The 12,843-nt window shown below is 55.2% G+C and carries 21 protein-coding genes; 14 read left to right on the forward strand and 7 right to left on the reverse strand.

Translation table 11 applies throughout. From position 1 onward, the window contains the following. Positions 1-14: 14 nt before the first annotated feature. From tuf to CULFRC11_RS01895, 3 genes are all read left to right on the forward strand, one after another. Positions 15-1,205, forward strand: a complete 1,191-nt coding sequence (gene tuf, locus CULFRC11_RS01885; RefSeq protein WP_013241194.1) for an elongation factor Tu — start codon at positions 15-17, stop codon at positions 1,203-1,205. 95 nt (positions 1,206-1,300) lie between these two features. Then, on the forward strand, positions 1,301-1,930 hold the full coding sequence (locus tag CULFRC11_RS01890) for a hypothetical protein (RefSeq protein WP_023635103.1): 630 nt from the start codon (positions 1,301-1,303) through the stop codon (positions 1,928-1,930). A gap of 34 nt (positions 1,931-1,964) precedes the next feature. Beyond that, a complete protein-coding gene (locus CULFRC11_RS01895) occupies positions 1,965-2,522 on the forward strand; it encodes a DUF421 domain-containing protein (RefSeq protein ID WP_038620937.1) in 558 nt (185 codons plus the stop codon). On the opposite strand, the gene CULFRC11_RS01900 is transcribed toward CULFRC11_RS01895, so the two are convergent. The 6 genes from CULFRC11_RS01900 to CULFRC11_RS01925 are packed head-to-tail and all read right to left on the reverse strand — an operon-like array spanning position 2,519 to position 5,096. Then, positions 2,519-3,064 carry a hypothetical protein gene (locus CULFRC11_RS01900; protein ID WP_014525326.1) on the reverse strand — a complete coding sequence of 182 codons (546 nt, stop codon included), beginning with the start codon at positions 3,062-3,064 and terminating at the stop codon, positions 2,519-2,521. The genes CULFRC11_RS01895 and CULFRC11_RS01900 overlap by 4 nt on opposite strands. Then, positions 3,064-3,609, reverse strand: coding sequence for a DUF6286 domain-containing protein (locus CULFRC11_RS01905; RefSeq protein WP_023635105.1), 546 nt, complete (start codon positions 3,607-3,609; stop codon positions 3,064-3,066). The genes CULFRC11_RS01900 and CULFRC11_RS01905 overlap by 1 nt, the downstream gene beginning before the upstream one ends. Continuing rightward, entirely contained in the window at positions 3,602-4,063 is a 462-nt protein-coding gene (locus CULFRC11_RS01910) for an Asp23/Gls24 family envelope stress response protein (protein WP_023635106.1), read from the reverse strand. Before CULFRC11_RS01910 ends, CULFRC11_RS01905 begins: the two co-directional genes overlap by 8 nt. Then, on the reverse strand, positions 4,063-4,269 hold the full coding sequence (locus tag CULFRC11_RS01915; protein ID WP_013910792.1) for a hypothetical protein: 207 nt from the start codon (positions 4,267-4,269) through the stop codon (positions 4,063-4,065). Before CULFRC11_RS01915 ends, CULFRC11_RS01910 begins: the two co-directional genes overlap by 1 nt. Next, entirely contained in the window at positions 4,269-4,616 is a 348-nt protein-coding gene (locus CULFRC11_RS01920; protein WP_023635107.1) for an Asp23/Gls24 family envelope stress response protein, read from the reverse strand. Before CULFRC11_RS01920 ends, CULFRC11_RS01915 begins: the two co-directional genes overlap by 1 nt. 12 nt (positions 4,617-4,628) lie before the next feature. Then, entirely contained in the window at positions 4,629-5,096 is a 468-nt protein-coding gene (locus tag CULFRC11_RS01925) for an Asp23/Gls24 family envelope stress response protein (protein ID WP_013910794.1), read from the reverse strand. Positions 5,097-5,833: 737 nt separating this feature from the next. Here CULFRC11_RS01925 and rpsJ point away from each other — a divergent pair. The 11 genes from rpsJ to rpsQ are packed head-to-tail and all read left to right on the forward strand — an operon-like array spanning position 5,834 to position 10,984. Beyond that, on the forward strand, positions 5,834-6,139 hold the full coding sequence (rpsJ, locus tag CULFRC11_RS01930) for a 30S ribosomal protein S10 (RefSeq protein WP_003854291.1): 306 nt from the start codon (positions 5,834-5,836) through the stop codon (positions 6,137-6,139). 32 nt (positions 6,140-6,171) lie between these two features. Then, a complete protein-coding gene (gene rplC / locus CULFRC11_RS01935; protein WP_023635109.1) occupies positions 6,172-6,828 on the forward strand; it encodes a 50S ribosomal protein L3 in 657 nt (218 codons plus the stop codon). After that, a complete protein-coding gene (gene rplD / locus CULFRC11_RS01940) occupies positions 6,825-7,478 on the forward strand; it encodes a 50S ribosomal protein L4 (RefSeq protein ID WP_013910795.1) in 654 nt (217 codons plus the stop codon). Before rplC ends, rplD begins: the two co-directional genes overlap by 4 nt. Then, entirely contained in the window at positions 7,478-7,783 is a 306-nt protein-coding gene (gene rplW, locus CULFRC11_RS01945; protein WP_023635110.1) for a 50S ribosomal protein L23, read from the forward strand. Before rplD ends, rplW begins: the two co-directional genes overlap by 1 nt. 21 nt (positions 7,784-7,804) lie before the next feature. Next, a complete protein-coding gene (rplB, locus tag CULFRC11_RS01950) occupies positions 7,805-8,647 on the forward strand; it encodes a 50S ribosomal protein L2 (protein ID WP_013910797.1) in 843 nt (280 codons plus the stop codon). 16 nt (positions 8,648-8,663) lie between these two features. Continuing rightward, positions 8,664-8,942: a 30S ribosomal protein S19 gene (gene rpsS / locus CULFRC11_RS01955; RefSeq protein WP_013241207.1), complete on the forward strand. Its 279-nt coding sequence runs from the start codon at positions 8,664-8,666 to the stop codon at positions 8,940-8,942. A gap of 3 nt (positions 8,943-8,945) precedes the next feature. Next, positions 8,946-9,308: a 50S ribosomal protein L22 gene (gene rplV, locus CULFRC11_RS01960; RefSeq protein WP_013910798.1), complete on the forward strand. Its 363-nt coding sequence runs from the start codon at positions 8,946-8,948 to the stop codon at positions 9,306-9,308. After that, positions 9,308-10,054, forward strand: a complete 747-nt coding sequence (gene rpsC / locus CULFRC11_RS01965) for a 30S ribosomal protein S3 (RefSeq protein ID WP_013910799.1) — start codon at positions 9,308-9,310, stop codon at positions 10,052-10,054. The genes rplV and rpsC overlap by 1 nt, the downstream gene beginning before the upstream one ends. 2 nt (positions 10,055-10,056) lie before the next feature. Next, positions 10,057-10,473 carry a 50S ribosomal protein L16 gene (gene rplP / locus CULFRC11_RS01970; RefSeq protein ID WP_013241210.1) on the forward strand — a complete coding sequence of 139 codons (417 nt, stop codon included), beginning with the start codon at positions 10,057-10,059 and terminating at the stop codon, positions 10,471-10,473. Next, a complete protein-coding gene (rpmC, locus tag CULFRC11_RS01975) occupies positions 10,473-10,703 on the forward strand; it encodes a 50S ribosomal protein L29 (RefSeq protein WP_004566751.1) in 231 nt (76 codons plus the stop codon). The genes rplP and rpmC overlap by 1 nt, the downstream gene beginning before the upstream one ends. Before the next feature lie 2 nt (positions 10,704-10,705). Further along, positions 10,706-10,984, forward strand: a complete 279-nt coding sequence (gene rpsQ / locus CULFRC11_RS01980; protein WP_013241211.1) for a 30S ribosomal protein S17 — start codon at positions 10,706-10,708, stop codon at positions 10,982-10,984. 158 nt (positions 10,985-11,142) lie between these two features. Here the strand turns inward: rpsQ and CULFRC11_RS01985 are convergent, their stop codons facing one another. Further along, the gene (locus tag CULFRC11_RS01985) at positions 11,143-12,819 is read right to left on the reverse strand and encodes an ABC transporter family substrate-binding protein (protein WP_031269997.1); all 1,677 of its coding nucleotides are present in this window, start codon (positions 12,817-12,819) and stop codon (positions 11,143-11,145) included. Between the last annotated feature and the right edge of the window lie 24 nt (positions 12,820-12,843).

A 12,843-nucleotide genomic window follows, 5' to 3' on the forward strand; every position in this document is an offset into this window, starting at 1 on the left:
CAGGAGGACACACAGTGGCAAAGGCTAAGTTCGAGCGTACTAAGCCGCACGTTAACATCGGTACCATCGGTCACGTCGATCACGGCAAGACCACCACTACCGCTGCTATCACCAAGGTTCTGGCTGACGCATACCCGGATCTGAACGAGGCTTTCGCCTTCGACGCCATTGACAAGGCACCGGAGGAGAAGGAGCGTGGCATCACGATCAACATCTCCCACGTTGAGTACCAGACCGAGAAGCGCCACTACGCACACGTGGATGCTCCGGGTCACGCCGACTACATCAAGAACATGATCACCGGCGCTGCTCAGATGGACGGCGCAATCCTCGTGGTTGCTGCTACCGACGGCCCAATGCCTCAGACCCGTGAGCACGTTCTGCTCGCTCGCCAGGTTGGCGTTCCTTACATCCTTGTTGCTCTTAACAAGTGCGACATGGTTGACGATGAGGAAATCATCGAGCTCGTCGAGATGGAGATCCGTGAGCTGCTCGCAGAGCAGGATTACGATGAAGAGGCTCCAATCATCCACATCTCCGCTCTTAAGGCTCTCGAGGGCGACGAGGAGTGGACCAAGTCCATCCTCGAGCTCATGCAGGCTTGCGACGATTCCATCCCGGATCCAGAGCGCGAGACCGACAAGCCATTCCTCATGCCTATCGAGGACATCTTCACCATCACCGGTCGTGGCACCGTTGTTACCGGCCGTGTTGAGCGTGGCCAGCTGAACGTCAACGAAGACGTTGAGATCATCGGTATCAAGGAAAAGTCCACCCAGACCACCGTTACCGGTATCGAGATGTTCCGTAAGCTTCTCGACTACACCGAGGCTGGCGACAACTGTGGTCTCCTCCTCCGTGGTATCAAGCGCGAAGACGTCGAGCGCGGTCAGGTTGTTGTTAAGCCAGGCGCTTACACACCTCACACCGAGTTCGAGGGCTCTGTCTACGTCCTTTCCAAGGACGAGGGCGGCCGCCACACCCCGTTCTTCGACAACTACCGTCCTCAGTTCTACTTCCGCACCACCGACGTTACCGGTGTTGTGAAGCTTCCTGAGGGCACCGAGATGGTTATGCCTGGCGACAACGTCGACATGTCCGTCACCCTGATCCAGCCTGTCGCTATGGACGAGGGCCTGCGCTTCGCTATCCGCGAGGGCTCCCGCACCGTTGGCGCTGGCCGCGTCACCAAGATCATCAAGTAATGATCTTTTAGCAGTTCGCTGCTAGGCTTGTAAAAATCCGCTCTGGTTTATATGCCAGGGCGGATTTTTTATGCCGTGGGATAAAATCAGAACCCATGATCGATCGCTCCCGCATGGATAGAATGCTTGATGCCGTCCGAGAAGTGTGGGAAGGCCAGCCAGATCTGGATTTTGCTGCGCTCATGGGCATGCTGAGCACACACGGACTCACGTGGGGAATCTCCGATAAAGATGCCCAGGACATATGCATGACGATTGCCACCACCTATCCCGGGACGCTCTCCAAGGTCACTGGGCAATACAGCGTGCTGCTTGCCAACAACATCACCGCAGTACTTACCCCGGAGCGCATTGCGCTGCTTCGCGGTTGGCAGCAACCTATCTGGTGGAACTACAAATCTCTCGTGCAAGCACGGGTCGGCTCACCCCTCGTTGTGGCCGACCACGAAGGCATCGAACATCGCCTGGACACGATTTGCCGTATTGAGAAGACGATGTTGGTGGAAGACACGGATACGCGCGTGATTGAGCTTGCCGACGCCTCCGTGGTTCTCCAACGAGGCCATCAAGCGCGTCATTTTGTGCGTAGGCGTCGTGAGGTGGAGACCAATGAATATTGGGTTCTGCAGGCGTGGTTGCCCGAAATGGAAAAGCCGCTAAAGCTACTGACTAAGGAACGCCATGTAGTCGAACTCCCAGTTATCACAGCAATTATCCTTGGGTAACGTCACTGATCTTTCTACTGCCGGTAAAGTTCTTGTGGTGCAGGAGTTTAAACCTATCCTCGTAGAGCAACTAACCATCGAGCCATGGCGCATCCCCGTTGTGGTTATTGCGGGGGTTGGTATTTATCTTGTTTTCCTACTGATGATCCGAATATTCGGTGCACGAGTCCTCTCCCGTATGACAGCCTTTGACGCGGTGGTCCTCACGATGGTTGGGGCTGTGGCAGGTCGCGTTATCATCGGACATCCGCCGACGCTCGCCGCTGGTGTGATCGGGTTGATAACTCTGATGCTGCTGGAAGCGATGTTCGGGGCCGCGCGCAGCGTTTCTTCTGGTTTACGGCAGACCTTTGACGGACGTCCTCGCATAGTGCTGGTGCATGGTGAGTGGATCTTTGAAGAATTGCGTAAGACTCACCTGGCTAAGTCGGACGTCCGATTCGCCATTAGACGAGCTGGGATACACCGCATAGACATGGTGCAGTGCGTGATTCTTGAGCCCACGGGAGAACTCTCAATTTTTAGGGAAGGAACCCCGGTAGACCCCGAGCTATTGCGGGGTGTGGCGGGCGTCGACCGGCTTTATCCTTAATTTTCAACTTTAGCCATATGCACGCGGTATTCGGTACGCACGGGAGTGTTTGGTAACGCTGTTGCTATGTCCTGGTCTAGCTGCTGAAGTGCCTGCTGGATGCTTAGAGCATCTGGTACCGATTCCAAGAGGATAGTGAGGGCGATGACTGTTTCTTCACCGCGCCTTTCCGCATGCCCGTGAGCGGAGATGACAGGATCGAGTTCTCCTATGTCTTCGGCTGCTAGTTCTGCTATGTGGTCTATGTTGACACTAATCTTCCCGTTATTCTGCGCGACGCGAGAAATACGATTGCGGCGCATATTGGCAACCACAATCCAGACTCCGCTGATTAAGAAGATGACCGCAGCGAAGAACAAAGCAACATCGAACCAGCGTTGCTGAGAGGCTTGGTACCAACGAGGAAATTCAGCGAGATCAGCGAGGTGCTGTGCCCATGGAAGATCAAAATTGAGGGCGATGGTCCACACAGCCAGCGCACCGAGAAGAACGCCGACGAGGAGACAAAGGAGACGGTCGAAACTAGCCGTAGATCGTTTCATTAACCTTCACCTCTCACGACAACTTTGAGTTTGGGACGCGTGTGCAGCTTCAGAGTAAGTGGCTCAACTGCAGAGCGAATGCGCTCCTCGTATGTATGAGCCTCCCCAAGCTGCTGTGAATTAACTGATGCGACCACTCTGATGGAGCGAGCAGAACCATTTACTGTGGTGTGCGCTTGGTTGACCCCAGGGACCTGCTTGGCGTTTAGCGTGGCTAGGCGTGCGATATCAAGGGGGCGTACATAACAGGTGGCGGTGTCGATAAGCGCCACGTGAGTGCGCGGTCGGGGCTTGAACGCAATAGCTATCAAGATCAGCGCGAGAATCACCGTGGCTACCCCTGCAACCAACATCCATGGCTGATATGTGACGTCAGAGATGAAACGAAGCACTGGGTCTAACCAGGCGTGGCCGTGGTGGCCTTCAGTTCGCACCCACCAAAGTTCTCGCGCGGCGACAAAGCCAATGCCTATAGCCACGAGTCCAATAAGAATTGCGGCAAGGCGGGCGGCGGGACGTCCTTTGATAGCAGTGGGACTATCCATGGCTCCTCCTTGACTCAATTCTTTGGATAATTATTGGTTTAAGCGGGCGCAGAGGTGCGGTGACGATGGGCATGAGTGATTGGGCTTCAGGAGCCACGGGATGCGTTACTTGGGGTGACTGCAGTTCCGGTGCGATCTCAATCCGTGTGCCGTGGTTAAGTGTGGTGACTACAACATTCACCGGAGCATCCTGAATGCCCGCATAGACGGAAAACCACTCAGCAATTGCCGTGGCTACATTTTCGGCCACGGCTGTCACCGGACTGGGCCACGATACTGCAATGAAGGCTTCTACCGTGGGAGGTGAGTGAAGATCATCGCGTCGGACGTCGATACGCGGAAGCGAGCGGCCAGCGCGGCGCGGAACGCGTACTGTGCCGGGGACTGAGTTCACCGCCGCTTTAGCTAGCTTGGTAAGCGCCCGATCCGTAATGGTTACCGGAGCGGCTGTCATTATCCGCGGCCTCCGCGTCGGAGATTCTCAACGAGGTCGTGGAAAATCTTGTACAAGTCGATCTTTCCATCAAAGTGCGCGCCGATAAGGGCACCTATGCCTCCAGCGACCGCCAGAATGAGGAGCGTGAGCAAATGACCCGACAGGATTGCAAAGATCACCAAAACGCCGAGGATTGCGCCGAGAAGGGTTTTATTCTGAAACATTAAAGCTCCTTGAGCTGGGTTAGCTTTACGACGTCGCTGATGACCACGTCAATCGAAGTAACATCGCAGAAATCAGAATCCGCCACAGCAGCAGTGATTGATTGGGTAAGCTCCGCGAAGTTATATCCGTAATAAGCGGCAACATTTACCTCAAGGGCCTGGTGGCCCTGCACATCATCTAATCTGAGCCCGGTGATTTTGCGCCGTGGATAGAGGAGTGCTACCTCACCAAAACGTCCGCCGCGGAGTTCCGCAACACCGTCAATCCCAAGGATCTTTTCTGCTAGTGCATGCGCAGATTCGTATGAGGGGAGAGAAGGAAGTCCTGATGGCCGCGGGGTTGACACTATGAAGACTCCTTAGTGGACGCGGGTATGTGTAGGAGAATCGTTGGCTTCACTTTCGTCTTCATCCAGCTCCAGATGGACGTCATGAACAGTGACATTAACTTCGGTGACCTCAAGGCCTGTCATCCTTTCAATGGCAGTAATAATATTCTGCCGAATTGCCTGCGCCAACTGGTGAATGGCGACTCCGTATTCAGCGACGATGGCAACGTCCACGGCGGCTTGCCGTTCGCCAACTTCCACCTCAACGCCTTGTTGAAGATTGGTGCGTGATCCGGGAATCGAGTCGCGCAGTGCCCCGACTACGCGTGCAGCGTTGCCGCCGACGGCATGGACCCCCGATACTTCTCTGGTGGCTAGGCCAGCGATCTTTGCCACGACGGTGTCTTCAATGACAGTCCTGCCGTGTGTGGTTTCTAATGCGGTAGTGGAACCAGTAGTTGAGGTTTCTACTGCTGGAGCATTCTGTGTGTCGGACATGAGACGATCCTCCTTATGAGTGGCGGTGTAACAAGTACGCAGCCGGTTTTGTAGCCCCTAAAGTTACGTACTCCATACTAAAAGGGTTTTTCTTAAAAGGGGAGGGGAGGACTGCTCTATGTGGATAACGATGTGGACAATTTTTAGGCAAGGCGACGTGATAAGAACGCGGGGGCGTCGAAAAGCTAGAAATCTTTCTATGTGATGGAAAACACGTGAAAAGTGTGGAGAAAGTTCCGAGAAGGGTTGTGCTGAATGGCTATTGATGTTTAAATACAAAGGTTGCTTTGACACAGTAAGTGCAAAATGGTCGCGCATATGAGTGTGAAGATTTTGAATTACTGCTGGTGAAGCAAACATGACACCTTCATGGTGAACCTCTGAACGGAAACGTAAAGAGGGAAACGGAAGGATCCTTAAGAGATTGAGTGCAATGCACGTTTTTCTTGAGGGCCGGAGTGAAGGGGCATGGCAAATAAACAGCGGCAGTACGTAAGGGCCACGCTTATCGCGAGATATTTAGGTCCCTTCCGGCTTGACATGCGGGTCTTGTACCCCGTCAGGTGTTATGGCGTGTGTTTGTGTCCACGTCCACTAACTCCACCAAGTCGTCATAGACAGTCAAGTAAGAACTGGCGTTGCGCCCAGGCCCTTAAGGTCCGGACAACGTTATAGAGATATTAAGAGCGATTCCCACCAATCCCTAGGATGTGGGACAAGCGAGGAAGAGGATAAGCGTGGCGGGACAAAAGATCCGCATTCGGCTGAAGGCCTACGATCACGAGGCGATTGATGCGTCTGCACGCAAAATCGTCGAGACCGTGACCCGTACGGGTGCACGTGTCGTCGGCCCGGTGCCGTTGCCCACCGAAAAGAACGTATACGCCGTTATTCGTTCTCCCCATAAGTACAAGGATTCTCGCGAGCACTTCGAGATGCGCACTCACAAGCGCCTGATCGACATCCTCGACCCGACGCCGAAGACGGTTGACGCTCTTATGCGCATCGACCTTCCGGCCAGCGTCGACGTGAATATTCAGTGATCGACGAAATTTTTGGCAGCGGAGAATAACTTATGAGTGAAACTGAGATCAAGGGCATTCTGGGCACCAAGCTCGGCATGACCCAGATCTTTGACGAGGACAACCGAGTAATCCCGGTTACCGTCGTTGAAGCTGGGCCGTGTGTGGTCACCCAGATTCGCACCATCGAAACCGATGGCTACAACGCCATCCAGATCGCCTACGGCGACATCGACCCTCGCAAGGCAAACAAGCCTGCAGCTGGTCATTTCAAGAAAGCTGGCGTTACCCCTCGCCGTCACGTTGCAGAGATCCGTATGAACGACGTTTCTGCATACGAGCTCGGTCAGGACGTTACCGTTGAGATCTTCGAAGGCATCACCTTCGTTGACGTCACCGGAACGACCAAGGGTAAGGGCTACGCAGGTGCTATGAAGCGCCACGGCTTTGCAGGTCAGGGCGCTGCCCACGGTAACCAGGCTGCACACCGCCGCGTCGGTGGCATCGGTGCCTGCGCTACCCCAGGTCGCGTCTTCAAGGGCACCCGCATGGCAGGCCGCATGGGTAATGATCGCGTCACCACCCAGAACCTGAAGGTTCAGAAGATTGATGCAGATGCCAACCTGATTCTGATCAAGGGCGCTATTCCTGGCAACCGCGGTGGCATCGTTACCGTTAAGACTGCAGTGAAGGGCGGTGCACACGCATGACCAACCTAAAGTTGGACGTCCTCACCGCTGAGGGCAAGACCGACGGTCAAGTCGAACTGCCAGCAGAGATCTTCGATCGTGAAGCTTCTGTGGCACTTATGCACCAGGTTGTCAACGCACAGCTTGCTGCAAAGCGTCAGGGTACTCACTCGACCAAGACCCGCGCTGAGGTCTCCGGTGGCGGACGCAAGCCGTTCCGTCAGAAGGGTACCGGCCGCGCTCGTCAGGGCTCGATCCGTGCTCCTCACTTCACCGGTGGCGGCATCTCGCACGGCCCTAAGCCACGCGACTACAGCCAGCGCACCCCGAAGAAGATGATCAAGGCTGCTCTGTACGGTGCACTGTCGGATCGCGCTCGCCACGAGCGTATCCACGTGATCACCGAGTTGGTCGCTGGTCAGACTCCTTCCACCAAGTCCGCACGCGCTTTTGTTGAGCGCATCACCGATCGTCGCAACGTTCTTCTCGTTGTCGGTCGTGAGGACACCACCGCACAGAAGAGTGCTCGTAACCTGCCCGGCGTTCACATCCTGTTCGCTGATCAGTTGAACACTTATGACGTCCTCAAGTCTGATGACGTTGTGTTCTCTGTCGAGGCTTTGAACACCTTCATCAACCGCGTCACCGGCGCGGCTCAGGAGGAGAAGTAATGGCTAAGATCGCAGACCCCCGTGACATCATTCTCGCCCCGGTCGTCTCCGAGAAGTCTTATGGCTTGATGGAGCAGAACACCTACGTGTTCTTCGTTGCTCCTACCGCCAACAAGACCGAGATCAAGATCGCAATCGAGCAGATCTTCGGCGTCAAGGTTGCTTCTGTTAACACCGCTAACCGTGAGGGCAAGCGCAAGCGCACTCGCTCCGGTTACGGCGTACGCAAGGCAACCAAGCGCGCTTACGTGACGCTTCGAGAGGGCAGCGACGCAATCGACATCTTCGGCGGCTCCGCCGCTTAAGGTTCGAGGTAAGGACAAATTATGGCTATTCGTAAGTACAAGCCGACAACCCCGGGTCGCCGCCAGAGCTCCGTTTCCATGTTCGACGAGATCACTCGTTCGACTCCGGAAAAATCTCTGGTTCGCCCGCTCCCTAAGAAGGGCGGCCGTAACGTTCACGGCCACATCACCGTTCGCCACAAGGGCGGTGGACACAAGCGCCAGTACCGCGTCATCGACTTCCGTCGTAATGACAAAGACGGCATTCCCGCAAAGGTCGCTCACATTGAGTACGACCCGAACCGTACCGCTAACATCGCGCTTCTGCACTACGTAGATGGCGAGAAGCGCTACATCATCGCTCCTAAGGGCATGAAGCAGGGCCAGATGATCGAGTCTGGTGCTGCTGCAGACATCAAGGTTGGTAACAACCTTCCGCTGCGTAACATCCCTGCTGGTACCACCATTCACTGCGTCGAGTTGAAGCCGGGCGCAGGCGCTAAGCTGGCTCGTTCCGCTGGTGCCTCCATCCAGCTCCTCGGTAAAGCTGGTAAGTACGCAGTTCTGCGTATGCCGTCTTCGGAAATCCGCCGCGTGGATATCCGTTGCCGTGCAACCGTGGGCGAGGTCGGCAACGCTGACCAAATCAACATCCGCTGGGGTAAAGCCGGCCGTATGCGCTGGAAGGGCGTCCGCCCGACCGTCCGTGGTGTCGTTATGAACCCGGTCGATCACCCACACGGTGGTGGTGAAGGTAAGACCTCGGGTGGTCGTCACCCTGTTTCCCCATGGGGAAAGAAAGAGGGTCGTACCCGCAACCCCAACCGTTACAGCAACAATATGATCGTGTCGCGTCGTCGCACGAACAAGAGCAAGAAGCGCTAAGAGGAGGAAAACTTAGATGCCACGCAGCCTTAAGAAGGGCCCGTTCGTCGATGAGCACCTCCTCGCAAAGGTCGATGCTCAGAACGAAAAGGGCACCAAGCAGGTCATCAAGACCTGGTCCCGCCGTTCCACCATTCTCCCGGACTTCATTGGCCACACCTTCGCCGTCCACGACGGTCGCAAGCACGTGCCAGTGTTCGTGGACGACTCTATGGTCGGCCACAAGCTCGGCGAGTTTGCACCCACCAAGACCTTCAAGGGTCACATCAAGGACGATAAGAAGGGACGTCGATAAGCGATGAGTGAATCTGTCACCTCCGCACGCGCTACCGCGCGCTTCGTCCGTGTCTCTCCTATGAAGGCACGTCGCGTGATCGATCTGGTCCGCGGCAAGTCCATCGAGGAAGCACTCGCAATCCTGAAGTACGCTCCGCAGGCTGCTTCTGAGCCGGTTGCAAAGGTCGTTGCTTCTGCAGCCGCTAACGCTGAGAACAACTTCGGTCTAGATCGCCGCTCCCTGGTCATCTCTGAGGCTTTTGCTGACGAGGGTCCGACCATGCGTCGTTTCAGCCCCCGCGCTCAGGGTCGTGCTTTCCAGATCCGCAAGCGCACTAGCCACATCACCGTGGTTGTTGAGAGCCAGAAGGAAGGGGCCAAGTAGTGGGCCAGAAAATCCATCCTCACGGCCTACGTTTGGGCATCACTTCCGAGTGGAAGTCCCACTGGTACGCCGACAAGAACTACTCCGAGTACGTTGCTGAGGACATCCGTGTCCGCGAGTACTTGGTAAAGACCTTGGACCGTGCAGGTATCGCCGATATCGTTATCGAGCGCACCCGCGATCGCGTCCGCGTCGATATTCACACCGCTCGTCCGGGCATTGTGATTGGTCGTCGTGGTTCTGAGGCAGACCGTCTGCGCAAAGAGCTGGAGAAGCTCACTGGCAAGCAGGTCGCCCTCAACATCCTCGAGGTCAAGAACATTGATGCAAACGCTCAGCTGGTGGCTCAGTCCATCGCCGAGCAGCTGACCAACCGTGTGGCATTCCGTCGCGCAATGCGTAAGGCTATCCAGTCTGCAATGCGCCAGCCACAGGTCAAGGGCATCAAGGTTGTTTGTTCCGGTCGTCTCGGCGGTGCCGAGATGTCCCGCACCGAGCGCTACCATGAGGGTCGCGTTCCGCTGCACACCCTCCGCGCCGAGATCGATTACGGCACCTACGAGGCACACACCACTTTCGGACGCATTGGCGTCAAGGTGTGGATCTACAAGGGTGACGTCGTCGGTGGTCGTCGTGAGAGCGAGATCAATGCACCCGCAGAGCGTCGCCGCCGTGGTGACCGCAACGCACGCCCGCGTCGCGGTGGCCAGCGTCGTAACCGCGCTGAGCAGAAGCAGGAGGGCTAAGAATGCTTATCCCTAAGCGCGTCAAATACCGTCGCCAGCACCGTCCGACTCGTAGTGGCGTGTCCAAGGGCGGTAACCGCATCACTTTCGGTGACTACGGCATCCAGGCTCTTGAGCCTGCCTACATCACCAACCGTCAGATCGAGTCTGCACGTATCGCCATCAACCGCCACGTCAAGCGTGGTGGCAAGGTGTGGATCAACATCTTCCCGGATCGTCCGCTGACCCAGAAGCCGCTCGGCGTGCGTATGGGTTCCGGTAAGGGCCCTGTGGAGAAGTGGATCGCTAACGTCAAGCCGGGTCGTATCCTCTTCGAGATGAGCTTCCCGAATGAAGAGGTAGCTCTTGAGGCTCTGCGCCGTGCAGGCCAGAAGCTTCCTTGCAAAGTTCGTATCGTTAAGAAGGAGGACCAGTTCTAATGGCTAACGGTACCCCCGCACACGAGCTTCGCGAGCTGAACGCCGAGGAGCTGAAGACCCGTCTGACCGAGGCCAAGGAAGAGCTGTTCAACCTGCGCTTCCAGGCTGCTACCGGCCAGTTGACCAACAACCGCCGCCTTCGCACGGTAAAGCGCGACATCGCCCGCATCTACACCGTTATTCGCGAGCGTGAGCTGGGCCTGTCCGAGGTTCCGGGAGCTGAGGCTTAAACATGAGTGAGGCAAACGTGAACAAGAAGGAAAAGGGCGCACGCAAGGTCCGCACCGGCTACGTGGTTTCTGACAAGATGCAGAAGACCATCGTTGTTGAGCTTGAGGACCGCAAGCAGCACGCCAAGTACGGCAAGACCATTCGTACCAACTCGAAGGTCAAGGCACACGATGAGGACAGCATCGCCGGCGTCGGCGACCTCGTCCGCATCGAGGAGACTCGTCCGCTGTCCAAGGACAAGCACTTCCGTCTCGTTGAGATCATCGAGAAGGCTAAGTAGTCTTTGACAGAGAATTAGCTCCTAGCTAATAACAAACGCGGTGTATATCTTGAGGAATTGAGATATACACCGCGTTTTCTTATGCAATAGATTATTGCGGGTAGTAAGAGTAAAGCCAGACCAAGCCCAGTTCAGAGCTATGGTCTGGCTTTATTATTTTATTCGGCAGCCCAGCCGATGTTTTCTACAGGGACGCTAGCAAAAGCATAAGCGCCGTAGTTAGCAAGTCCCTTCTTCACAGCGACAATATTAACGCCGTTGAACTCAGGGATTACTCCGTAGCGAGCGAAAGCCTCTACTTCCAGTTCATTTCCACGTTTGATTTGTTCCTCACGGGTAGGAAGCGCCTGGAGTTCGCGAATCTTAGCATCAAGTTCAGGGGTTCCCGCGTGAGAACGATTGAGCTGGGAATCTGAGAGATACATCTGTCCAAAGTACGCGACGCCGAAAGGATCTCCGGCATTGAAACCGATGGGGAAGATGTCGTAGTCGTCACTGGTAGCAAGTTTGGAGAAATCAGAAGATGGATGAGTCTCGATCTTCAAATCGATACCGATATCTTTGAGCATTTTTTGGCTAGCTTTAGCAACAGATGTAGTCTGCTCATCTTCACCAACCAAAACATATCGAATAGCTAGGGGCTTGCCGTCCTTTTCACGGATCCCGTTGGGGCCTTCAACCCAGCCGGCTTCATCAAGAATGGCCTTAGCTTTGTCCGCATCAAAGGTAGCTACCTTGGAGAAGTTGTCCTGATAGTCCTTCTGGAAGGGGAAGCTGATGAGAGATCCGGGAGGATCCTCGGTGTAGGGAACACCTTGGAACCATATAGAGGACAGCAGCTTACGGTCTAGGCCACGAGCTACTGCCTCCCGTACCTTGATGTCTTGCAAAATATCGGACTTTGCGTTGAGCAACAGCAGTGCGTTCTTAGGCAAGCGTCCGGTGCGAAGCTCGATACCCTGCATATCCTTGACTGCGGCGTAGCGGTCTTTCGACGGAACAGCTGTAGCGTCGATTTCGCCATTCTTAAAGGCATTGACGGCCGCAGCGGTGTCCATTTGGCGGAAGATGCGCTTATCTAGCTTTGGTGCGTCACCCCACCATTTTTCGTTGGGGACGAACGTGGCTTCGCCTCGGTTGAAATCAATAGATTCCACCTTGTAGGGTCCTGCGCCCCATTCCGGGTGCAGCTTCTTTACATAATCATTGTAATTATGTGGATCATTCAAAGCCGGATGAGCGATGATACTAAATAGGCCTGTCCACCAGGGGTAGGTGCTGTCGAATTCTACGACAGCTTGCTTGTCAGTAGTGCCCTTGGTCACGGAAGTGATGTTCTCGTAACCGTCGGTGGCTGAAGGAACAAACGCAGGGTCCTTGCCGTTGTTGATCTTCCACGTGGTCTCAAAAGCACGCCAGTCGATGGGAGTTCCATCATTGAAGACAGCTTTGTCGTTGATGGTGTAGACGAGTTTGGTTTTGGAATTCGAGGATTCTTCCTTGACATCCGTTACGTAGTTCTTGTTAAAAGAGAACTCGCCTTCTGGAGTGGAATCAATAATTGTCGGGTTGTACCATTCCCACAGCATAGTGGTGTAACGCGTGGAATCTGCGTGGTGGCGATTCTGTTGTTCGGAGATTTCACCAATAGCAGTGGTGAATGTGCCTCCCTGCTTGACCTTGTCGCGATCCAAGGCATTGTAATCAGCGACACTGATGGTATCGGCAGTCTGAGCGTCCTTCGACGCGGGGGAGTCGCTGCCGCATCCTGCAAGGAATAACGCGCTTGCAGCAAACACAGCGGCTAATTTTCCGCTGGGACTTCTGAGTTTCATGGTCATGCCTTTCTTCCTAAGTTG

Source organism: Corynebacterium ulcerans (assembly GCF_000767685.1).
GTDB lineage: Bacteria > Actinomycetota > Actinomycetes > Mycobacteriales > Mycobacteriaceae > Corynebacterium > Corynebacterium ulcerans.